Raw genomic sequence first — 21,558 nt, 5'->3', positions numbered from 1 at the left:
TATTACTACGACTGTCAAGTATAAAAATTAAATTATGTAGTGACCTCCATTTTGAAGGATTTTCGAATCAAAAATGTCCGTGTTTTCGGGCTTCCTACCTGTTTTTTACCATTTTTTCGGTTTTTTTTGTACAAATACAAAAAAATCTAAACCAAAAATTACTCATCATTAAATCAAATAATAATTCATTTTTGACTCTTTAGTACCTATTAGTGTTTTCAGGTACTATTTTTTTCAAGAATAGTACCTGTCTGATTAAAAGTCTATTTATTAGATTTGAGTAATATTATTTGTTGGTTGGCGGACTAATGCCCTGTTAAAATTACTCCCGCAAAGTTTCCATATCCCACACTTGACTAACCCAGTCCTCATAAAATGCTGGTTCGTGTGACACAAGGATGAGTGTACCCTTATAATCACGCAACGCCTGCTGTAGTGCTTCTTTCGTAATCTTATCCAAATGGTTTGTCGGCTCATCCAATAAAAGTAAATTGCTATCTGCCAACTGTAGTTTGCATAACCGCACCTTTGTCTGCTCGCCCCCGCTTAAAGTAGTTAGAGGCTGAAAAATGTGTTCCGTCGTTAACCCGCATTTAGCCAATTTGGTTCGGACCTCTTTTTGTGTCAAGTCCGGAAAAGCGGACCATACTTCTTCCAATGCGGTTTGGTTTCCTGTTTCCTGTGCTTCCTGGGAAAAATAGGCTGGTATCACGCGATCACCGATTGAAACAGAACCCCCGAGCTCTGGTAATTCACCTAATAAGGTTTTCAATGTCGTTGTTTTTCCAATTCCATTTTGGCCGGTGATTGCAACTTTTTCTCCACGCTCAAGCTTTAAATTAATACCGGAAAATAATGGCTTTCCATAGCCAATGTCTAGATCCTTTGCTTCTAGAATGACCCTTGTCGGCTGCTCAGACACCGTGAATGAAAAGGCAGGTATTGGGTTGTTAATTGGTTTTTCAATGCGCACTATTTTTTGCAGCTTTTTCTCCCGGCTTTTCGCTTGTTTCGCTGTGGATGCCCTTGCTTTATTTTTCTGTACATAGGTCTCCAGTTTTTGAATTTCTTCTTGCTGCCGTTCGTATTGCTGATGAATTTGTTTCTTTCGCAGTTCATAGGCCTTTGTGAAATCGAGATAGGTCCCTGGATAGCGGTTGAGCTGTTTATGTTCCAGATGGTAAATAACATTCACCACGGCATTCATAAATGTAGTATCATGAGTAATAAGCATAAATGCGTGTGGATAGTTTTGTAAATAATCCCGCAACCATGTAATGTGCGCTGTATCCAAATAGTTTGTCGGCTCATCAAGCAAGAGCACGTCTGGCTGTTGCAAAAGCAGTTTTGCCAGCAGTAATTTGGTCCGCTGACCGCCACTTAATTCTTCTACATCTGTATCCAATCCCAACTGGGTCAGTCCCAAGCCATCAGCAACTGCTTCAATTTGTGCATCAACCCCATAAAAATCATGCTGCTCCAATTTCATCTGCAATGTGCTATATCTGTTCAATAGTCTCTCAAGCTGTTTCTCCGTGTTGTTTGCCATTTGTTCTGTAAGCGAAAGCATTTCTTTTTCGGCATCATACAATTCCTGAAACGCCCCCTGCAAATATGCTCGCAGGCTTTGCCCAGCGGTTAATTCAATATGTTGTTCTAAATTTCCGGACCGCGCTGCTGGATGCCAAACAATATTTCCGGCATCAGGCAGCAATTGGCCTGTGATGATCTTGAACAATGTTGATTTTCCAGCACCGTTTGCACCGACAAGGCCAATATGCTCACCTTTCAGCATGCGGAAAGATATATCATGTAAAACACTTTTTTCACCGTAGCTATGAATCAATCCATTAACTTCCAAAATACTCATCATTTCTCTCTCCTTATTTGGTATTTCCAAACACAAGAGAAAAGAAAGCGAAGATCACTTTTGCATAAAAAAATGACAGAGCGAGATAGTGCCCTGTCAGTATCAAACAATACCGTCAAGTGGAGACGGCTTTCATCGTTAGATAAAGAAAGCTTTCAGGTGTTTTATCCGCTGTTTACAACTTGTGTTTGGCTCATTAAAAAAGGGCATACGTATCCCGTTGTTAAGCAAAAACAAGTTGAAGCACAGCAGATAAAAACATTGATAAAGCTCCCTCCTTCACCATAACCTCATGTAATATCACTATTTTAACAGTTAATTTATCCATTTTCAAAAAATATATGCTATTAAATAAAAAATGCTACTATGTGTGTGATGGTAAATACGACTGAATCTTATAAAAACATTTACCATCATTGCTTTTTTAGTATCTTTCCAGAAATACCCGAAAGATTTCAAAACCTTTTCGCTTCAAATCTGTTCAGGTAAATTGGCCCATCTTTATAGAACTTCCTTTTGTCATTAACATGGTAACTGTCTAGTGTAAAGATATCATGATCATCACTAAATACTTCAAATACATCTCTGGATTTTCCGTTTGCTTCATTTTGAATTAATTGATAATCCTTGATTCCAAATCGCTTTTTTGTAACTTCATCCAAGGGTTCTTTGTCTTTCTTGCCATATTGCGTTTTATACCTAACATAAAAAGTATTTTTTTGGACTTCTAAACAAAAATTAAATGTTTTCAAGTCCATTAACTCACCGAATTCATTAATCATGTTTGCAGTGTGAGAATCTTGATCATAACTTAGACTCCACTCGTGCTCGCGAATTTTTTGGATCTCCTGTTGAAACAAACTTTCCATCGAGTTCCCCCATTTATATATAACTAGTTAAAACTAACTGCCATCCCCATAGTTCTATTCATTGCTTTTGTTGTCCGCTATGCGTCGAAGCGTTACTGGCTCATTCTTTTCCATCGTAGCTTTATAAAGTACAATGTTACCTGAAGGTGGGATGGAAGCATCGGAATACATCTCAAAGTTTTCATCTAATGCGATTGTCCAAGCTGCATGGTCATCTTTCATCAGCACAATAGCAAGTGTGCCAAACTGCTGGATATGATCCCAATCAAACAATTCTGTTTTTCCATTTTCCGTAACTGTGATACCCTCTGTATTGTTGATCACCTCTGCATTATCCCCTTGATACCGGCCATGCATTTCCGCTCCGACATAATAATAAGATATACCATTGCCGCGGTAACCATAGGTGCCAATGAATTGGTGAATCGAATTGTCGGCTGCTTTGTATGTAACTGCTGCAACATCGTTCGCTAACCATTTCACTTTATAGTCCCCATCCGTTTTATAAGGCAATTTTTCTTTAGGACGAGCCAGAATATCGAAATAGGATCGATAGTAAACCGCCTCCCCACTCTCCGTATCCTCTTTAATCGATAATACATGTTTAAAATCCGGTGAAATACTAGTTATATTTTTGATTTGCTGGTTACTTTTCACTAGCAATACTCCATTAACAATAATAAAAATGACAACCACACCAGCACCAATCTGTTTCCACCTTTTCGTCGTTTTAAGCAGCAGCAAAATAGCCAGAGCTACACAGATGACACACAAAATATTAATGATATAAAAGATCCGGTTATCGATATACTCAGCTTGAAATTTGGCATGGATGAAGAAATAACCCATTTGCAAACAGAAAAATCCAATGGCGAACACGAAAAGGAGCCAGCCGATAATCTGCGTTAATTTATTCGTCTGTTTCATTCGACTCCACCTCCTTAGAAAAATCCCATGTCTGGCCATTATCCTTTGAAATAAATTTGCCTTTTACTTTTCCACCTAGATAGTCCCCGTTAGGTCCTTGGTTAACCAAAACTGCTAAATGGTCCCCTTCTTTCATAGGGACTTCCGCACTAACAAAAATGAGATCATATTTTTCTGGCACGTTAAAGGTTGCTTTCTCCCACGAATTTCCGGCATCTTGTGTAACATAAACATCTGGATCTTCCGGATTAATCGTTCCAAAAGATAAAAAACCTGTATCCTTGTCGACAAAACCACCATCTGCAATTAATCTTGTAGTGTCCGGCCCATTGGTTTTCTCCCAGCTTTTCCCACCATCATGGGTTAAAAATACACTCAATCCCTCCTGTGACATCGTACGATCGCCGGAAACAATAACATAGCCGAAGTCATCATTTAAAAATGCGACTTTTCGAAAACGAATCGATGGATAAGGATCTGTCACAACGGAATCTTCCCATGTGTTACCTTGGTCAAGTGAATAAGTTAAGACTATTTTTTGGCTCTCCCAGTTGGCACCTTCCGAATACAAAAAGGCAACTCGATTTTTCGTCAGTATATAGCTATCATCAATCAGTTCCTGCTCGCTTCCATTGTAATCCCCTGCAAATAATTTATCTTTGTCAATGGGTACGTTAATCCAGTTCTTGCCTTTGTCGAAAGTAATGTTTAGCTGATCGTTTTGTAATGAGTAATCAATGGTATGTTCGGCATACAATTGTTGTACCGGCTCCTCCGTTTGTTCTTGCTGTGCAGCTTGCTCCTCTATTGCTGTATACCACGGCATAGATAACGTTTTACTATGGTTTTGGTAAAAGAATGAAGCTATAACTAAGCCAATCACCATTACACCGGTCATGGCAAGGATAAAATTTTTCACCAATAAGACTCCCTTATAAAAATGATTTTCCTCTATAAGAATAGCAGAAATAGATTTCGAAATATATTGATTTGTATTCGCTTTAATCTGCTTGCTCTACCAAGTTTTTCTTGTTAAAATTTAGATAATTACCAACACAATAAGGAGGTTATGGAAAATGACCTACTTGGATAAAAACAAAACCTATACACTAGAAGAATTTTTACTATATGTGAAGGAAGAGCGCGCAGAGTTATATGAAGGCACTCCTGTTTTTATGGCACCCGCTTCTTTCCAACATGAGAACATCATTGCGAATTTGAGTAGACAATTCGGGAACGCACTACATGGTAAAACATGTTATGTATTTGGCAGCAATCTGCAAGTTGTTTTTCCGTTTAAAAACGAAAAAAAAGGAAAGGACGATGTAGTTGTATTACCCGACATTTCCGTTATTTGTGACACGAGCAAACTGCGTAATAAGCGTTGTTATGGGGCGCCAGATTTAGTTGTAGAAGTACTATCTCCAAGTACAGGACGTAACGACCGCTTGCTAAAACGAAATTACTATGAAAAAGCCGGTGTAAAAGAGTACTTAATCATTGATGGTCAAAATCAATACATTGAAAAATACGTTCTCCATGAAAATACACTCAAGTTAGAAGAAATCTATACCAGTGAAAATCAACCTTTCTGTTCCACATGTTTTCCGGACATTACTTTTTCTCCTGAAGATATATTTTCTTTCCAGGAAAACGATTGAATATATCTATACACCACAAGGTTGCCCCGGCGGATTATAAACAACAACTTTAGCCTTATTACCTGTGAAAATTTTCCCGGGGCGTTCAACAATCCCGACAATCCCCCTACATCCCAATGCTAATTTCACAAAGCGTGCTGCCATTTTAGGCTTGTCCGGATATTGTTCCTGAATGACCATTCCGGGTTGCGTGCACGGCAGATTTTCCCCTTCACACAAAATCCCTGCTCCGCTCGGAAAAACAATTCGACTACCTGGCGTTAACCTCGTTAGATCTTGGAACCCGCGTAGTACAATATTTGCACCTAACCATTCTGGCAATATCCGCTCTACACCAAGTTTTTCTGCAACTAGATCACATTCTTCTGCTGAAACAATGGAAATCTGTCTTCGATTGAAAATTTCCGTGCCACGTTTATACATCGTTTCCCTTGCTCCAGCTAATTTGGTTAAACCAAAATGTAGATCCCCGGGAATTCCGCCATATTCCAGGTTCGCTTCTAAAACCTTATTGGTTACAAAAGTATCGGACTGATTAGCGATCAATATAGAATCAACTTGAACCTCATGATCTTTCCACATTTTAGTACCTCATTTCGAATATATAACTACCTTTTGAAAAACAAATACTACTCTTACTGATTCTCCTTGATTACTTACCACACTCACTAGCTCCCCTCCTCCTTATTTATCGGGATAAAATACGATTCACTTCAAAAATATTTTAATTATTGAACGGTTTACTTTGCTGTAATTAAGCGCTTTGCTATTTTTGCTAACCTTACAATACCCTTTTCAAGCTCGGCTAACGACGCATAAGAATAGGATATCCGTATATATTGGGTTGCATCACGATCGTACAGGTGTCCTGGATTAAGTAATATCCCCTCTTTTAAAGCTTGTTCAAAGAGGTCCCGGATCGATAGTGGTGGAAGTATGCGTACCCATATATAAAATCCCCCTGTTGGAATTTCCCACGAAGCAATATCTGCAAAATGTTTATCAAGCAGTTCAATAACAGTGTCCCGGCGAATTTTAAGTTGGTTCCTGATTTCAACTAAGTGCTCTTCATATAATCCACTTGAGAGCCATTCAGCCGCGGCCCATTGCGATAATGCGCTAGAACCATAATCAGTCTGCATTTTTATATCGGAGAGTCGTTCGACAACAGGCTCAGGACCAATAACCCAGCCAATTCTAAGTCCCGGGCTAACCGATTTGGACATACTTCCAAGGTAAAGAACCATTCCATTTTTGTCACGCGCCTTTAACGGTCTCGGAGCAGCAGAATCGATCCATAAATCCCGGTAAACATCATCTTCAATTAGGGGTAGGCTTAATTTTTCGCATAATGCCATGAGATCCTTTCTTCTTTCTTCCGTCATAAGCGTACCTGTGGGATTATGAAATGATGGTATCGTATACAACAAAGCTCCATTGTACTGTTTTTTGTATTTCTGCATTATCGATGTTTGAATACCCTGTTCATCCATCGGAATTCCAAATAATCGAATGCCAGCAGACTGAAAGACATGAACAGAATACAAATAGGATGGTCTTTCAAGCAATACAGATGACCCCGGATGTAACAGGCCAAGGGAAATTAACTGTAAAGCTTGTAGTGATCCTGAGACAATTAAAATCGATGAAGGAGATGTATGGATCCCCAATTTCTTTAAATGTTTTGTTAGTTGCTGACGTAAATAGAGATCACCTTTTGCTTCTTCATATCCTAGTGACATTTTCCTGACTGCAAGTTGTTGAAAAATAGTTTGCATTTGTTTATTTGGTAAAAGCTCAGGTGAAAGTTCCCCTGTCCCTAGCCGAATCATATCGGTACGGAACTCAGCATCGTTAATCTCCTTAATAGTTGGCAAATTTGGCCGGTGAATCCCTGCTTCTACATAAGCATTCCAATTGGGTGGTGGACTGGAGGCCATGAGACTCCATGTATTATTAACAACTTTTGTCCCGCCTCCCCTTCGCCCCGCAATTAAACCTGCTGCTGTTAATTCATCTAATGCCGTTACAATCGTGCTTCGGTTGACATGAAAAACTTCAGCCAATGTCCTTTGTGAGGGAATTTTGGTTCCAATCGTCCATTCCCCATGGATGATTTTTTCCTTTAAATATTCCTCAATCTGTTTATGTATAGGTGTTGCTGCCTGCCGATCTGGCTGCCATCCGAAATGGTTCATTTCATTCTCTCCCCCTAAAGGCATTATATAATTTGGTTGGCTCAATATCCATCCAAATGGTTGGAGACAAATCGTTTATGTTCCTCTAAAATAATAGCAGATTTTATGGGGAGGAAGAATACAAATGAGTGAAGCAATTATCCATGGGTTTATACTAGCATTAGGGCTTATTCTTGCCTTAGGTGCCCAAAATATTTTTGTCTTTAATCAGGGAGCCCTGCAGCCAACATTCACAAAGGCGCTGCCGGTTATTATCACAGCGTCCATTTGTGACACATTCCTGATAACGCTGGCTGTTTTAGGAGTATCATTAATCGTATTAAGCCTTGCGTGGCTGCAAATCGTTATTTTTGGTATCGGATTTATCTTCCTAAGCTATATGGGATGGTCGATATGGAACAGTACATTATCCACGAGTGAGGAGACAAGTCAGCTGTCAGCAAAGAAACAAATCACCTTTGCTCTTTCCGTTTCCTTGTTAAATCCGCATGCAATCCTGGATACGGTTGGAGTGATTGGTACCAATGCAATAAATTACACAGGTTTTGAAAAACTAGCATTTACATTAAGCTGTATCATGGTATCCTGGCTGTGGTTTTTCGGTTTAGCAATCGTTGGGCGAATGATTGGCCGGGTGGAAACAGCTGGTAAATGGATGATCCGGCTAAATAAACTATCTGCAATCATTATTTGGCTTGTGGCTGCTTATATAGGAAAAGAATTGGTCGATCTGATCTGGTAAAAATAATGCAATTAATGTAGGAGGAAAATCAAGTGAATGAGCCATTTTCAGAATAATATTATACTTCCATTGCTTCAACAAGGAATGCTTGCTATATTTAAGTAAAATACACTAATTTTTATAAAGGAGGATTGTAAAATGACCCAGTTGGATAAAAACAAAACGTACTCACTGAATGAATTTTTACTATATGTTAAGGAAGAACGTGCAGAACTATACGAGGGTGTTCCTATTTTTATGGCTCCGGCATCATTTGAACATGAGGGTGTAGTTGCCAACCTGATTCAAGAAATCGGTAGCGCTCTTAAAGGAAACACATGTCAAGTGTATGGGAGTAATCTTCAAGTAATCTTTCCATTTAAAGACGAGCAAAAAGGAAAAAATGATGTCACAGTGCTACCCGATATATCCATTGTTTGTGATAAAAGTAAACTTCGTAATAAACGTTGCTATGGGGCACCTGAAATGATTGTGGAAGTACTCTCCCCTAGTACATCCAGAAACGATCGATTGCTTAAACGTAACTATTATGAAATAGCCGGTGTGGGGGAGTATTTAATTGTTGACCATCAAAATCAGGCTATCGAAAAATATGTACTTCATAAAGATGCATACACTCTTGAAGATATTTATTCCAGCGAAAATCAATCTTTCAGTTCAACACGCTTTCCAGATATAGCCTTTTCTATTGAAGATATATTTTCTTTTTTAGATTAAATTAATAAGTAACAAAAAATGGCTCTTCGCTATCTAGTGTGGATACAACAAATTTCTAGGATTGAACTTTCGCCATTAATTATGTTCATTTCACCTTATATCTACTATTGGTCACGACATGAACAAGGCCAAACCGGACAAGGGAATGGGGTTCAATTGCTCGCTCAACATTCTCCACTTGTAACTCAACTAATTGCCCCTGCTCTAGAGTGGACGGAACAAGTGGAAATCAACACTAAATAGCGACGAACCAATAATGTTGACTGAAGACGCTCTCTTCTTTTATTCTATCAGTCTGCCTTTACGAATCAAATGTTTTCCTCTTTTTGGACGATGCATATATCAGTCTAAATCATCTAACTTCTATAAAGTTTGACTATTTCATCTAACTTTTGTTATATTAGATCATATAATCGAATTCACCTATACTTTGGTTGTGGAAGGGGTTGTTTCAATATGTCCAATCAAGTCTCCGTTTTCATCATGGATGTTAGTAATTCGTCGGAAGAACATATTGGGAATGAAGTCAGTGAATATCTAGCACAATTAAAAAATAGCATGACGAAATGGACACAAAATAGAGTGGCGACAAGGATTAGTCACCGCGCGGGCGATGAACTGGTCGTTGTATGCAAGGGTTATGCCACCGCATATGTACTTGCTTTCTATATCAGCCGTATTTGGAAGTTCACCGACCACCTACCTTATTTCGGTCTATCATTTGGTGATATTCAAGCGGATGTAAATACCTTAAACTTAGAAACCTGGATTCATCCATTAATGAAACAAGCGAGACAGGCCAATGATTACCTGAAAAATCAATCGAACAGAAGCCTTTTTCGTTTTGCATTACCACGTTCACAAAGAGAACAAGGCTACACCGCTTATAGCGAGCAGTTTGAAGCATTGATCAATACCGATTTAACGCTAAAGCAGGAGCATATGAACGAACAAACCGACATTCAATCTCTCGTCTGTTCTCTCTATCTCATACTCGGCCAGCAAAATAAAGTAAGCCAATATCTTGGACGAACGACAGCTACTATTTCTCATCATATCAAACAGGGTAAAACACAAGTTATCTTACAAGCCTTTGATGATATGGTGAAGGTGCTGGGTTCATTAGGAGCACCGGATGAGGCATTTCTAGCGGATAAGCTGCAAAGCAATATTAGACGACATATCAACCATCATCTAGGCGATTATTTTCCTGTAGAAAGGAGTTCATCATGACTATTCTATTGCTGCTTCTTGCTCATTTCATCGCCGACTTTTGGCTGCAATCAGACCAAATGGTGAAACAAAAAATCAAATACTTAAAAAAACACATGCTTCATCATCTGTTGACAACAGGGATCACACTGGCAATTATCTGGGGCTATCAATACAGTTTTCAACATGTGATCCGTTATTTTATACTGCCTTTCGTCTTTATAATCGTCACGCATCTGCTGATCGATTGGTTGAAAATAAAACTAGTAAACGCCATGAAAAGCAGGAATCTGGCCAGGCTGGGATATTTCTTGTTAGACCAAGCATTACATGTGCTGATGATACTCATAACCTGTATCCTGTTTTTCCATATGCAGGATCCAGCAATGGCAGAAAAACTATTAGACTTGTATGGAGAAGGTCGTTTAACCCTGTTCGATACAATGTTATTGATGATAATCATTTATATATTGGCGACAAGTGTTAGCGGTCATATCGTAAAGCATATCATTGGTTCCTTTCCGTCAGAACTTGCAAACTTTGAAGGGGCGCTGACATTACGCAATCAAATGAACCATGTACCAGAAACAAAGCAGCCTCAGAAAGAAAATAGTTTCACAGAGGAATATCATTATTATACTTACTCCACTCCGCTGCGTTCACATGGAAAATGGATTGGCTATATTGAAAGATTGCTGGTTATTCTATTAACGGCAATTAGCGCTTACCAGGCGATTGCGTTAATTATCGCGGCCAAGTCGATTGCTCGATTCAAACAGCTAGATGATCGAAACTGGGCAGAATATTTCTTGTTAGGCACCTTATCTTCTATCTTGCTTGGTTTAGTGCTCGGGCTCGTGGTACAAGCGATTTTGTGAAGATTAGTGATTTTCGGCTCTATTAATCCATGGCTGTAAAGACAGCTTGATAAGTATCAGCTACATTATCGGACAAGGGACATGCCGAAAGCTCCCCTTGTCTGACAATGGGTCTTCAATTCCAGCTAAGCTAAGAAATATTGATTCATGCACTGATTGTTCCGTAACAACATCAACTGATTTATTCAGCAATTCTTCAACTACATCCTTAAATCCGATCAAATCGAATAAACTTCTCCCTTTCTCAAATGACGTATTGTCAAATGTTTCTTAGTAAAAACTATTGTCTTTCCCGATTTCATGCGTTTTTATACAAAAAAACTTGCCACCCCCTTAAATTTAGGGTATTAATGAGGTAACCACACACCCATAAACACCCAAAAAGGAAGTGACAAGTTGTTACCTCAATTTATAGCCTATTTGCTTCAATATATCAAGTACCAAGAAAAGATTATTTTTGGGCTCTTAGGAATTATTTTAGGTAAATCGGTCGCTAAAGCTCAATTTGATGAGCCTGTTAATAAGCCTTACAGAAAATTGGAAGTCGATGAAATGCCTGTCATCGAAACCCTGGAAAAACTCGATTTTCAAGAACTTATCCTGAAATACCAAGCTAAACATGGTAAAGTATTAAAACCTGTCGCTCGCCGTAAAAATAGTGTGGTTAAGGTGCCAGCGACGTTAACATGCCCAAAGTGTTCGGCCCCTGCTTCGTATTTATATGCCAACAACGGTGACAAAGGGCAATACCAATGTAAAGTGTGTGGTTGTCTGTTTAATAAACAGAATCGCTTTTTGAAAGAGGCTATTATCAAATGCCCTCACTGCTTGAAAACACTAGAAAGAATCAAAGAACGTAAGGATTTCTACGTTTTCAAGTGTAAAAACAATAATTGTTCCTTTTACCAAAAGAAGCTGAACCAGATGACCGAAGAAGAAAAAGAACGTTTTAAACAAGATCCACAGGCGTTTAAGGTTCGGTATATCTTTCGTGAATTTTACTTTGATTTCAAACCTTTATCCAAGGAATCACCAGTGAATCCTAAAGTGGATCTTTCACGGATCTATGCTTCACCACATACATTAGGACTTATTTTAACGTATCATGTGAACTATGGTCTCTCTGCCCGAAAAACAGCTGCACTGATGTACGATGTTCATCAAATTAAAATCTCGCACCAGACGATATTGAATTACATGAACAGTGTCGCACTCATCACAAAGCCATATGTTGATCACTATCCGTATGAACTATCTAACAGCTTCTGTGGTGATGAAACCTATATCCGCGTGAAAGGACGTTGGCATTATTTATTCTTTTTCTTTGATGCGGTGAAGAAAATTATCCTGTCTTATCCGGTTTCACCAAATCGTGATACACAATCCGCAATCAAGGCATTGGATGAAGTCCTGCAAAAGTTCAAGACAATTCCTGATGACTTAATGTTTGTCGTTGATGGCAACCCAATCTATATTCTAGCCCAGCATTACTTTGCACAACATGGCATTCACTTCGATATACATAAGGTAATTGGGCTTACCAACGACGACCCTGTTTCCAAGGAATACCGTCCCTTGAAACAAATCATTGAACGGTTGAATCGCTCGTTTAAAGGCAACTACAGGGCTACAACTGGGTTTGGTTCCCAGGAAGGATCTGTTTCCTACGTGACGTTGTTTGTGGCGTATTTTAACTTTTTACGGCCACATGCGTCACTAGAATATAATGTGCCTGTAGTTATCCCAGAACTTGAAAAAATGCCAAATATGCCGGAAAGATGGACAAAGCTAATCTCCATGGCTCAGGACTTCTTGATAGAGCAGCAATCGGCCTAGCTTTTGTTTAGCTGAGCCCGACGAACTAGCCATCGGCGCAGCGAACTCTTGACAAACCGAACTGGACAATGGTTTAAAATGGTAAAAGTCAAGGGCTTATTTGTCATGCCCTCTTTTGTTCCCTTCGCCCTTGACACCTCACATGTAAACCATTGTCGTGTTTGTCAAGAGCGATGGCGGTAGTTTTTCTCCTCTCAAAAATTTGGAAGTTTTATTTTGAGGTTGTTTTCATAGAACTTTTTACACTACCTCAAATGAAACAATGAAATCGACATCGCTATTTGTGTCGTCCTCAAGCCTTGCAACAGAGCCAAAAACTTTCACATCGTAAATTCCGTGATTACCAGCAATTTCAGATATTTGTTCCCGCTTATCTTGTAATTGGGAGTATTGTCACAATAAGCCCTTCCGTTTTGTTTTAGCTTATTAATATGTTACTTCTATTATAACGCATTGGGTGAATATTATTTTTCATGATCAAAATTTCGCCTTACTACTGGATAATTTTTTGCTCACCAAGCTTAACGAATGAATGAAATGGGCAACGCCATCTTCATCGTTTGAAAGCGTAATTTCATGACAGGCGTTTTTAATTTCCGGATGGGCGTTTCCCATGGCTGCGCTACTCCCTGCTATCTTTAACATGGATAAATCGTTAAAACTGTCGCCGACTGCGGCCGTATCTGCTAGTGGGATATTTAACTTATTTGCAAGACGTTTTAACGCAAACCCTTTTGAAGCATTGACGTTTTCCAATTCAAAATTATGTTTAGCAGATTTGACAATCGACAACTCTTTCCGCGGGGCAAATTTGGTCCATCCTTTTTTCAGCTTTTCTGCATCAAATGAAAATGCAAGGATATTATAAAATTCCGTATCCATTTGTAACAGGTCTGTAAATGATTGAATATATGAAAATCCTGTTTGGCTGAATTGTTTCCGCGCCGCTTCATGCAGTTCCTGCATATTAGTGTCCGGGTTAGCACTTTTTACCCTGTCCATTTCTATAGCTAGCAGTTCCCGTCCATTATGGGGAGTGAAAATGGAATATTTGCTGAAAACCTCATAATAGAAATCCTCTTGTTCCAGCCACCTTAGGATTTCCATTACAACTTCCTTATGGATTGGTACAGAATGAAAGAGATTCCCATCTGGTTTATGGATGGTGGCTCCATTAGCGCCAATGATCCACGTATTGATTCCTGTCCCCTTAAAGATTTCTTTCACATCAAAATGGGCACGTCCAGTAGCAACGACCACTTCTACCCCACTCGATTGTGCGTCTTTGATTGCCTGTAAATTGTTTTGACTAATTCGGTTTTCTTTATTCAACAAAGTGCCATCCAAATCAATAGCTATTAATCTTATCATGTTATGAAACTCCTTCCCGGTCTTGATCAGCTGTCAGTAGTTCAACATTATATTTGTCTAATAGATACTGAAAGGGTTTAGTTGGTGTTTTATCTGTAATTAATATATCGACCTGCTGAAGATCAGCAAATCCATAGAAGTCTGTAATCCCTAATTTTGTATGGTCAGCCAACACAATAACCTGTTTAGCCTGCTCGATCATTTTGCGTTTTACTACGCCATCCTCTTCATGGGCAATCGTCAGCCCCCTATCCGATATACCGACGACACCGATAAATACTTTATCAACATGGTATTCTGAGAGTTTTTCAACGACAGAGGCCCCGTATAAAAAACGGTGCTCTTTTTGCAGTGTTCCACCTAAAAGCTGGATATTTACTTCTGGTTTGGAGGATAATACTTCTGCCTGGTTAATAGAATTTGTAATAACCGTACAAGAAATATTTGCTATCTGTTCAGCACAAGCTTGAACGGTTGTCGAGGCATCCAAAATAACCCGATCATTACGATAAATCAAAGAGCTTGCTTTTTTTCCAATAATTTTTTTCTCTTCCGATACCATTTGAAGACGACTGGAATAGTTTTTTACTTCATGACTGACTGATGGCAGGATAGCGCCACCTCGCGTGCGTATAATCGCTTTCTCTTCTTCGAGTCTGACAATATCCCTTCTTGCTGTATCCCTTGAAACATGAAAAAGCGAACATATTTGTTCAACGGAAATCCGATTGTTCTTCTTAAGAAATTCCAAAATTGAAACTAACCGCTCTTCTTGATACAAAAAATACACCTACTTTAAATTAAGCATTTGTAAGTAATTATACAGATAAATTATGTTTTTGCAATTATTATTAAGCATTTTAATGCATATATTATTTTATCACGCATAATTACTTAAGCATTTATAAGTAATTATTTGAGCTTCAAAATGGCGAAAAAGTAACTATTAAAATCTTAATTAGCCTTGACCAGAAAACGGTGTTACCTTTCGGGGATTATTATGATAAGTGATTTGGTATTCCGTCAGTGGTAGCAGTTCTTAAAAATTATTTTTCTTCTCCTTTCCCTCCCCACCTTTCCTGCAATTGCCTTATTTCTTCCTTATGTGTAATCTCCTCTTTTGGCGTTTCCAAAATAAACGGAATATCCTTTAATTGTGGTGTTTTAACTAGTTCATCAAATTGTGATTCGGATATATAACCATGGCCGAAAATGTTGGCATGACGGTCTTTCCCTGAACCGGTATCATATTTAGAGTTATTAAAATGGATTGCCTTTAACCGATCAAAGTACCCGAGTTCCATTCCTTTCTCCAGCACTTCATCCCAATTTTCACCATTCCATAGTCCACTTGCAAAGGCGTGACATGTATCCAGGCAAAATCCTATTTTTTCCGGTCGGTTAGATAAGTTGCGGACCTGGACAAGCTCTTCTAATGTCGTTCCAATTGATCCAGGTTTTCCAGAATTATTTTCCAGCAGTATTTTGCAACTGCCTTCCCACTCACTGAGAACTTCATCTAACATATCAATCATTAACCGATAACTTACCAGCGGATCGTCATGGCTGATCTGATTCCCGAAGTGTACTACTACACCAATCGAACCACAGGCATTCGCAATCTCCAAATCATTTCGCAACGATTGAATAACATCATCCCTTTTCTTAGCGCTTTTAGGTGTCAAACTCGTGGGATATGGCATGTGCGCGATAGATTCAAGGCCATGCACTAAGCAAAAATTTTTACATAACATCGCGTCATCCCTGTTAAATTCTTTCACAGACAAACTTCTTGGGTTCTTTGGAAAATATTGAAAAGCTGAAGCATTCATTGATAAGGCAAGTTTTGCTGCCCCAAAATAACCATCCCTTATGGAAACATGACTGCCAAATTTCATGAAACCCCCACCTAACGCTGACATCCTTGACAATAGAACGTTTTCCGAGAAGAAATTTCATCCCTGATAATGGTTCCACCACAACGGTTACATGTCTCTCCATCACGGCCATAAACATAGGTATTCCGATTATAACCACCTGTTTTGGTGTCCCCTACAAACAATGGCTGATCCATATAACCTCCGTATTGGATTGCTCGCTGCAGGATAAAACGGATGGATTGATACAATTGAACCTTCTCATTGTCAGTCAAGTCGTCCAATTTCCGTTTCGGCAACAGCTGGGCATGCCAGGCAATTTCATCGGAATAACGATTGCCAATCCCCGACAGGAATTCCTGGTCAACAAGTGTCGTTTTAACCCTGCCTCTTCGGTTTTTGACAAGCTTCAAAAAAGAATTAGGTGAAAAATTTACATCCAGTGGCTCCGGTCCTAAATCCATTAATTCTTGCTTTGCCTCTTCTTTTGTAAAAAGATGAAGATATCCTAACCTTAATCCAATAAAATAGAGATGGTAGTCACCAAAGGATAACTGCACTTGCACGGTACGATCCGGCTTTTCTTCTGTTGTTCCATAAAACATCCAGCCACCTAGCATGAGGTGTAATAGTAAACAAGAGCCATTTTCAAGGTGAAAGAGTAAATGTTTGGCCCTTCTCTCTATAGCTTCGATCTTCTGATTTTGCACCATATGTTTAAAGGTTTCTGGCTCTACATTAATTGATTTTTCCCGATTAATGATTACTCCCGCTATCGTGTTTCCGCCGATCTTTTGGGTAAGTAACGTTTTATAAGTTTCCATTTCCGGCAGTTCAGGCATTTTGTAACCCCCAAAAAAATGTTAATGATTGCTCCTCAATAATTCTTACACCTGCCATCTGCAAGTCTTAATTAACTCACTGGTCATCCTTACATTCCATAAACAGTCTTAGAATAGTATGGAGGCCTTTTGCAGATCCTATACAGTTCTAAGGGTGAACCTATTAAAAAGAAAGATCCAATCAGAAGAAAAAATCGGGCAAGAAGACCTGAATGTCTCCCTACCCGATTTTTTCAATCTGACTTTTGGTCAATCGTTCCTTCAGCATAATCATCTGAAACTTGTTCATGGGTTTCTGCCAATCCTTGCTCAAACTGGTTTTTTCCCTGATAAAACGAAGGGTGATAATTTTTTTCAGCAATTTTACGGCTGTCTTCCAGGTCGACCTTGTTCTTTTGATTTTTTGGCATTTGAAAACCTCCATTTTTATTTAACTTTCCCTCCGACGATCACCCGTTATTTTTCATCAATCCAATCTTTTCATTCCAATTATCGTTAATAATTTCTTATAAGCCGATAGTATTTCTGCACATTTTGCGTATGCACACTATATATGCCAATACGAATTTAATTAACAACCATATGATAGTAGTGATCCGATTTGAAAAGGAGGTAATTTTAAATGAGTTATGGCGGCAACAATGGATTCGCGTTAATTGTCGTTCTCTTTATCTTGTTGATTATTGTCGGAGCAAGCTATGTAGGAGGCGGTTATTAAGATCTGAAATTTAAGTAATAGCCCCTTTCAGCGTGTTTTATTACACAAAAAGTGGGAGAGCCTTGCCAGGGTTCTCCCTATTCTCTAAAAAATGGATTTGAACAAGAGACACACGCTTATATTAATTCCTTCTTTGAGTCATCACGAATGGCTTCCTTTTTCCTGTTAAATTTTACACCGACTATGAAAAACGCATAGTAATAATAGGACATAAAAGTCGGATTAATTATAAAAAAGTGGACAAGATATGCTTATTACAGAACTAACAATTTAGATATAGCGTGCAGCGAGAATAAAAAGGAAGGGTTTGGTACAATGGATCATCTAAAAGTATTAGGGATAAAATTCATTACTATTTCTATAAGCGTTTTCTCGATATTCGGGATTTTTTTTAATGCTACGTTAATAAATTTGTTTTGGATTAGTTTATTTGTTACAGGAATTTCTTATCTTATTGGCGATTTATTTATGCTGCGGAGATTTGGTAATATAGCTGCTTCCATTGCGGATTTTCCATTAGCATTTCTTTCACTCTGGGTGTTGGGTACTTTATTAATTGAAAGTAGTATTCCGATTGTTATGCTTTCTTTAATGGCAGCTTTCTTTATTACCTTTTGTGAGCCTTTCATTCATACCTACATCATCGAAAACCAACTTTCAGATGATGGACGGACTGATTCACCTAAAATGAGCCAATTACAAACCGAATTCGCTGAGGAAACAGACGGACAAACAATTACCAATAAGGAAAAACATGATAGCTAATTCTTCTATAAATTAATACGCAAACAATAATTACCTGTATCTTTTGAACTGATACAGGCTTTTCTTTTACGAGCTAACTACCTATACGCCCTATTGACAAGTTAATGAATATTTTTATCAATCTTTACTATTATATTATCAACTATTTCAAAAAGTGAATTTTCCTTTGCTCAATTCTTTCATTAGGCGGAAAGGTAAAATTACGAATAATTTAAGTGTTTTTTTGGATAATAAACAGTAAATATGTAAAAGAGGATGTTCAACTATGGAACAAATAGAAAAATTAAAAACTGCAGCTATGGCAATGGCTAGTGATCTAAAGGTACAGACTGTTGGCGGTGCAGAAAAAACGAACAATACTGTTATGGATATGGACTATGTAAATAGCATTTTGCATGATTGGAACGCTATGCCCAAAAAGGCAGCAATCCTTACAATCGAACAATATGGCCCTCCAAACGAGGCTATTTTCAGTCGACTCATCTGGTATAACAATGGACCATGGAAACGGACGATTGTATATCGAGATGAAATACCACATGATTTCCCTCAACCTCACACTGATGTTATAGAGAATTTTATCAACTACTCTGTTCCACTGGACATGTTTAATGAGCTCGCAAAATTTGATGGAAGCATAATAGTTGAACGGACTAGAGGAGAAGTGTCTTCCCGATGTGATATGGAGGCTGCCAATATTCTCGCACTTAATTTAATGAATGATATTGTTACAGGTAAGTTAAATGCTGAAAAAGCACGGAAAGTCTATTGCGAAATTATAACAGCATTTATGATGAACAATTCAACACCATATGCAGAAAGACTTCAATTCGCAGTACCAAAAGGTAAAACGTTTGATACAGATAAGGTCATGATCGTTAATGAGATGTCAAATCAAGTAACTGAAAAAGTTGAGGATGTTCTTAGTAATGATTCGAATATTTAGTGAAGTTTTAAATTAACCTGCTTTTTGTAAGGTAATCGGTTTTTAAAGAAAAAAACTTACCTCTATTTAGTCTTTTGGCGCGCATTAATTACTCCTACTCTTCCCATATTTATTTAATTTACCGACATTCAAATGGAAATATGGGAAATTTTAAATGGTATGCTGTGTTATATGTAGCCTCTTATTATGGTCTAAAGCAAGACTAAAGAAGGATTCGTAAACCTGCTCGAAACCTTATAAAGCAGAAAAACTATTTTGCAAGGAGGTCTTTACCATGAAACACCAACAGATTGACCAAGACGGTCAAAACTCAGATAAGGTCATTGCCTTAAAAGAAGCTGACACAAGGAAGGTGAACCAGTCGAGGGATCACGTTTTCAGTAAATTGAACAATTTAACCTTAAAGAAATTAAAAGACCAGGTCATTGTGATTACAGGGGCATCAAGTGGAATCGGTTTGGTAACAGCAAGAATGGCTGCTGCAAAGGGGGCAAAAGTTGTTGTTGCTGCAAGAAATGAAAAGGCATTAATGGAACTGGTTAATGAATTGCGAGAAAAGGGCCATTCTGCAACCCTGGTACAGGCAGATGTGGGACGCGAAGAAGATGTAAACAAAATTGCAGAGACGGCTATAAAAGAGTTTGGGCATTTTGATACATGGGTTAATAATGCCGGGATATCCATCTTTGGACACGCTATGGAAGTAAGCATAGACGACATAAAGCGTATGTTTGCCACAAACTTTTGGGGTGTTGTCTACGGAAGCAAAGCCGCTGTGAAACATTTTAAAGAAAGAGGTGTCCCAAGTGCTCTGATTAATGTTGGAAGTCTGTTTGGAGACAGAGGGACGGTGATTCAATCGACTTATGCAGCTGCCAAATTTTCTGTACACGGATGGACGGAAAGCATAAGAATGGAATTGGAAAAAGAAAAAGTGCCGGTTTCCGTTACGCTTATCCATCCCGGCAGAATAGACACGCCTTATAATGAACATGCAAGAAGTTATTTGAATAAGCAACCAGCACACAGGGGAATGATTTATCCACCTGAAGCTGTAGCTGAAGCCATACTCTACTCGGCTGAAAACCCGAAAAGAGACATGTTTATCGGTTCCCAAGCAAAAGCTTTATACCTTGTGGGAACGCTTTGTCCACGCTTGACGGATAAACTAATGGAATTTATCATGTATCGAACCCAACATGCTAACAGACCTTCCAAACCACCTGAAGACAGTGCTTTATACCATGCAGGTTATGGGTTGCATGAGAGAGGAACAAATATCGGTTGGATCCGGTCCGGCAGTATGTATGTAAAAGCAGCTAAACATCCCATCTTTTCAACAACAGCAGCAATTGGAATAGGAGTAGCAGCCTGGGCAGCAATGAAACGGAAAAAATAAATTAATTACATTTTTTGAATAAGACACCCTCGCATTAGGTTACTTTAATGAAGGATTGATTCATAAAAACTGGGCAAAATAATCTTGAATTTTAAGAACTGGAGTGAAAACAAATGGAAATGAATGATGAGGAAATCGTTAATTATTTTGATCAATCAATTTCGGATTTTAAACAAGGCAGTAGTCGTCTTAGTAAAAAATTGCCGGAAATGACCCAAGGATACTTTGATTTTACGGAAGCTTGTTTTCAAGAAGGGGAAATCAGCAAAAAACATAAGCAACTGACTGCGCTCAGTATAAGTATTTATGCACAGGACGAATATTGTATTATCTACCATACAAAAGGCGCCGTTGAACACGGAGCAACTGAACAGGAAGTAATGGAGTCAATCGCCATTAGTGCAGCTCTAGGCGGAGGTGCAGCTTTCTCCCAAGGTGCAACACTTGCAATGGATGCGTTTGATTATTACAACCAGAGTTCCAAATAAAAAGGAGTTATATTGGTGGCTGAAGTAACTATTATTGTAAAAGAAGCTACATCCGGCAGTGCTATCCAGGAAATCGAACATTACCTTAATCAATTGGATGGCATAGATAGAGTTTTAGTGGATACAGCTGATGGCGAAGTTAAGGTTGAATATGATGATAAGAAAATCTCAGGGAAACGGATTGTTGACAGCTTGCAGCAGCACGACTTCTTATTGATGTAGCAATTGTCATCTGTTTGTCT

Annotated in this window: 25 protein-coding genes; 12 read left to right on the top strand and 13 right to left on the bottom strand. The window is 38.6% G+C overall.

What is annotated here, in order from left to right; all coding sequences use genetic code 11:
• Nucleotides 1-322: 322 nt before the first annotated feature.
• The 4 genes from IEX12_RS03200 to IEX12_RS03185 form a co-directional block, all read right to left on the bottom strand.
• Nucleotides 323-1,870 (bottom strand): ABC-F family ATP-binding cassette domain-containing protein, encoded by a 1,548-nt coding sequence (locus IEX12_RS03200; RefSeq protein WP_155554329.1) that lies wholly within the window; start codon nt 1,868-1,870, stop codon nt 323-325.
• A gap of 455 nt (nt 1,871-2,325) precedes the next feature.
• On the bottom strand, nt 2,326-2,739 hold the full coding sequence (locus tag IEX12_RS03195; protein ID WP_088050365.1) for a hypothetical protein: 414 nt from the start codon (nt 2,737-2,739) through the stop codon (nt 2,326-2,328).
• Nucleotides 2,740-2,793: 54 nt separating this feature from the next.
• Complete coding sequence (locus IEX12_RS03190) at nt 2,794-3,666, bottom strand: hypothetical protein (RefSeq protein WP_088050364.1); 873 nt, start codon at nt 3,664-3,666, stop codon at nt 2,794-2,796.
• Nucleotides 3,650-4,585 carry a WD40/YVTN/BNR-like repeat-containing protein gene (locus IEX12_RS03185; RefSeq protein ID WP_088050363.1) on the bottom strand — a complete coding sequence of 312 codons (936 nt, stop codon included), beginning with the start codon at nt 4,583-4,585 and terminating at the stop codon, nt 3,650-3,652. The genes IEX12_RS03190 and IEX12_RS03185 overlap by 17 nt, the downstream gene beginning before the upstream one ends.
• 157 nt (nt 4,586-4,742) lie before the next feature.
• On the opposite strand from IEX12_RS03185, the gene IEX12_RS03180 reads away from it, so the two are divergent.
• Nucleotides 4,743-5,327 carry a Uma2 family endonuclease gene (locus IEX12_RS03180; RefSeq protein ID WP_102415200.1) on the top strand — a complete coding sequence of 195 codons (585 nt, stop codon included), beginning with the start codon at nt 4,743-4,745 and terminating at the stop codon, nt 5,325-5,327.
• Between the two features lie 6 nt (nt 5,328-5,333).
• Here IEX12_RS03180 and IEX12_RS03175 read toward each other — a convergent pair whose 3' ends face one another.
• Together IEX12_RS03175 and IEX12_RS03170 are read right to left on the bottom strand one after the other, a co-directional pair.
• A complete protein-coding gene (locus IEX12_RS03175; RefSeq protein ID WP_088050362.1) occupies nt 5,334-5,909 on the bottom strand; it encodes an MOSC domain-containing protein in 576 nt (191 codons plus the stop codon).
• A 158-nt stretch (nt 5,910-6,067) separates the two neighbouring features.
• The gene (locus IEX12_RS03170) at nt 6,068-7,525 is read right to left on the bottom strand and encodes an aminotransferase-like domain-containing protein (protein ID WP_102415202.1); all 1,458 of its coding nucleotides are present in this window, start codon (nt 7,523-7,525) and stop codon (nt 6,068-6,070) included.
• 124 nt (nt 7,526-7,649) lie between these two features.
• Here IEX12_RS03170 and IEX12_RS03165 point away from each other — a divergent pair, with 124 nt between their 5' ends.
• From IEX12_RS03165 to IEX12_RS03150, 4 genes are all read left to right on the top strand, one after another.
• The gene (locus tag IEX12_RS03165) at nt 7,650-8,267 is read left to right on the top strand and encodes a LysE/ArgO family amino acid transporter (protein WP_088050360.1); all 618 of its coding nucleotides are present in this window, start codon (nt 7,650-7,652) and stop codon (nt 8,265-8,267) included.
• A 138-nt stretch (nt 8,268-8,405) separates the two neighbouring features.
• Entirely contained in the window at nt 8,406-8,984 is a 579-nt protein-coding gene (locus IEX12_RS03160; protein WP_088050359.1) for a Uma2 family endonuclease, read from the top strand.
• Nucleotides 8,985-9,440: 456 nt separating this feature from the next.
• Nucleotides 9,441-10,217, top strand: a complete 777-nt coding sequence (locus IEX12_RS03155) for a hypothetical protein (protein ID WP_088050357.1) — start codon at nt 9,441-9,443, stop codon at nt 10,215-10,217.
• On the top strand, nt 10,214-11,074 hold the full coding sequence (locus IEX12_RS03150; protein ID WP_188724638.1) for a DUF3307 domain-containing protein: 861 nt from the start codon (nt 10,214-10,216) through the stop codon (nt 11,072-11,074). The genes IEX12_RS03155 and IEX12_RS03150 overlap by 4 nt, the downstream gene beginning before the upstream one ends.
• Nucleotides 11,075-11,134: 60 nt before the next feature.
• On the opposite strand, the gene IEX12_RS03145 is transcribed toward IEX12_RS03150, so the two are convergent.
• Nucleotides 11,135-11,296, bottom strand: a complete 162-nt coding sequence (locus IEX12_RS03145) for a hypothetical protein (protein WP_188724637.1) — start codon at nt 11,294-11,296, stop codon at nt 11,135-11,137.
• 174 nt (nt 11,297-11,470) lie between these two features.
• On the opposite strand from IEX12_RS03145, the gene IEX12_RS03140 reads away from it, so the two are divergent.
• Nucleotides 11,471-12,910, top strand: a complete 1,440-nt coding sequence (locus IEX12_RS03140; RefSeq protein ID WP_188724636.1) for a DDE-type integrase/transposase/recombinase — start codon at nt 11,471-11,473, stop codon at nt 12,908-12,910.
• A 240-nt stretch (nt 12,911-13,150) separates the two neighbouring features.
• Here the strand turns inward: IEX12_RS03140 and IEX12_RS23740 are convergent, their stop codons facing one another.
• The 6 genes from IEX12_RS23740 to IEX12_RS03115 form a co-directional block, all read right to left on the bottom strand.
• Nucleotides 13,151-13,261, bottom strand: a complete 111-nt coding sequence (locus tag IEX12_RS23740; protein ID WP_371871261.1) for a hypothetical protein — start codon at nt 13,259-13,261, stop codon at nt 13,151-13,153.
• Between the two features lie 126 nt (nt 13,262-13,387).
• A complete protein-coding gene (locus IEX12_RS03135; protein WP_188724635.1) occupies nt 13,388-14,281 on the bottom strand; it encodes a Cof-type HAD-IIB family hydrolase in 894 nt (297 codons plus the stop codon).
• Nucleotide 14,282: 1 nt separating this feature from the next.
• Nucleotides 14,283-15,062, bottom strand: coding sequence for a DeoR/GlpR family DNA-binding transcription regulator (locus IEX12_RS03130; RefSeq protein WP_088050354.1), 780 nt, complete (start codon nt 15,060-15,062; stop codon nt 14,283-14,285).
• Between the two features lie 265 nt (nt 15,063-15,327).
• Nucleotides 15,328-16,179, bottom strand: a complete 852-nt coding sequence (locus IEX12_RS03125) for a deoxyribonuclease IV (RefSeq protein ID WP_088050353.1) — start codon at nt 16,177-16,179, stop codon at nt 15,328-15,330.
• Nucleotides 16,180-16,190: 11 nt separating this feature from the next.
• On the bottom strand, nt 16,191-17,000 hold the full coding sequence (locus IEX12_RS03120; RefSeq protein ID WP_088050352.1) for an Fpg/Nei family DNA glycosylase: 810 nt from the start codon (nt 16,998-17,000) through the stop codon (nt 16,191-16,193).
• A 233-nt stretch (nt 17,001-17,233) separates the two neighbouring features.
• The gene (locus IEX12_RS03115; RefSeq protein WP_088050351.1) at nt 17,234-17,410 is read right to left on the bottom strand and encodes a YozQ family protein; all 177 of its coding nucleotides are present in this window, start codon (nt 17,408-17,410) and stop codon (nt 17,234-17,236) included.
• A 212-nt stretch (nt 17,411-17,622) separates the two neighbouring features.
• On the opposite strand from IEX12_RS03115, the gene IEX12_RS03110 reads away from it, so the two are divergent.
• From IEX12_RS03110 to IEX12_RS03085, 6 genes are all read left to right on the top strand, one after another.
• Nucleotides 17,623-17,718, top strand: a complete 96-nt coding sequence (locus tag IEX12_RS03110) for a YjcZ family sporulation protein (protein WP_088050350.1) — start codon at nt 17,623-17,625, stop codon at nt 17,716-17,718.
• 315 nt (nt 17,719-18,033) lie between these two features.
• Entirely contained in the window at nt 18,034-18,483 is a 450-nt protein-coding gene (locus tag IEX12_RS03105) for a YndM family protein (RefSeq protein ID WP_088050349.1), read from the top strand.
• Nucleotides 18,484-18,748: 265 nt separating this feature from the next.
• On the top strand, nt 18,749-19,429 hold the full coding sequence (locus IEX12_RS03100) for a hypothetical protein (RefSeq protein WP_188724634.1): 681 nt from the start codon (nt 18,749-18,751) through the stop codon (nt 19,427-19,429).
• 274 nt (nt 19,430-19,703) lie between these two features.
• Nucleotides 19,704-20,828 (top strand): SDR family oxidoreductase, encoded by a 1,125-nt coding sequence (locus IEX12_RS03095; protein ID WP_188724633.1) that lies wholly within the window; start codon nt 19,704-19,706, stop codon nt 20,826-20,828.
• A gap of 113 nt (nt 20,829-20,941) precedes the next feature.
• A complete protein-coding gene (locus tag IEX12_RS03090; RefSeq protein WP_088050347.1) occupies nt 20,942-21,316 on the top strand; it encodes a carboxymuconolactone decarboxylase family protein in 375 nt (124 codons plus the stop codon).
• 15 nt (nt 21,317-21,331) lie between these two features.
• Nucleotides 21,332-21,538 carry a heavy-metal-associated domain-containing protein gene (locus IEX12_RS03085; protein WP_088050346.1) on the top strand — a complete coding sequence of 69 codons (207 nt, stop codon included), beginning with the start codon at nt 21,332-21,334 and terminating at the stop codon, nt 21,536-21,538.
• Nucleotides 21,539-21,558 lie beyond the last annotated feature (20 nt).

The organism is Lentibacillus populi, from assembly GCA_014642895.1.
GTDB classification, from domain to species: domain Bacteria; phylum Bacillota; class Bacilli; order Bacillales; family Amphibacillaceae; genus Lentibacillus_C; species Lentibacillus_C populi.
Note: the sequence above shows the minus strand (reverse complement) of the source record. Positions and strands in the feature narration are given on the sequence as shown.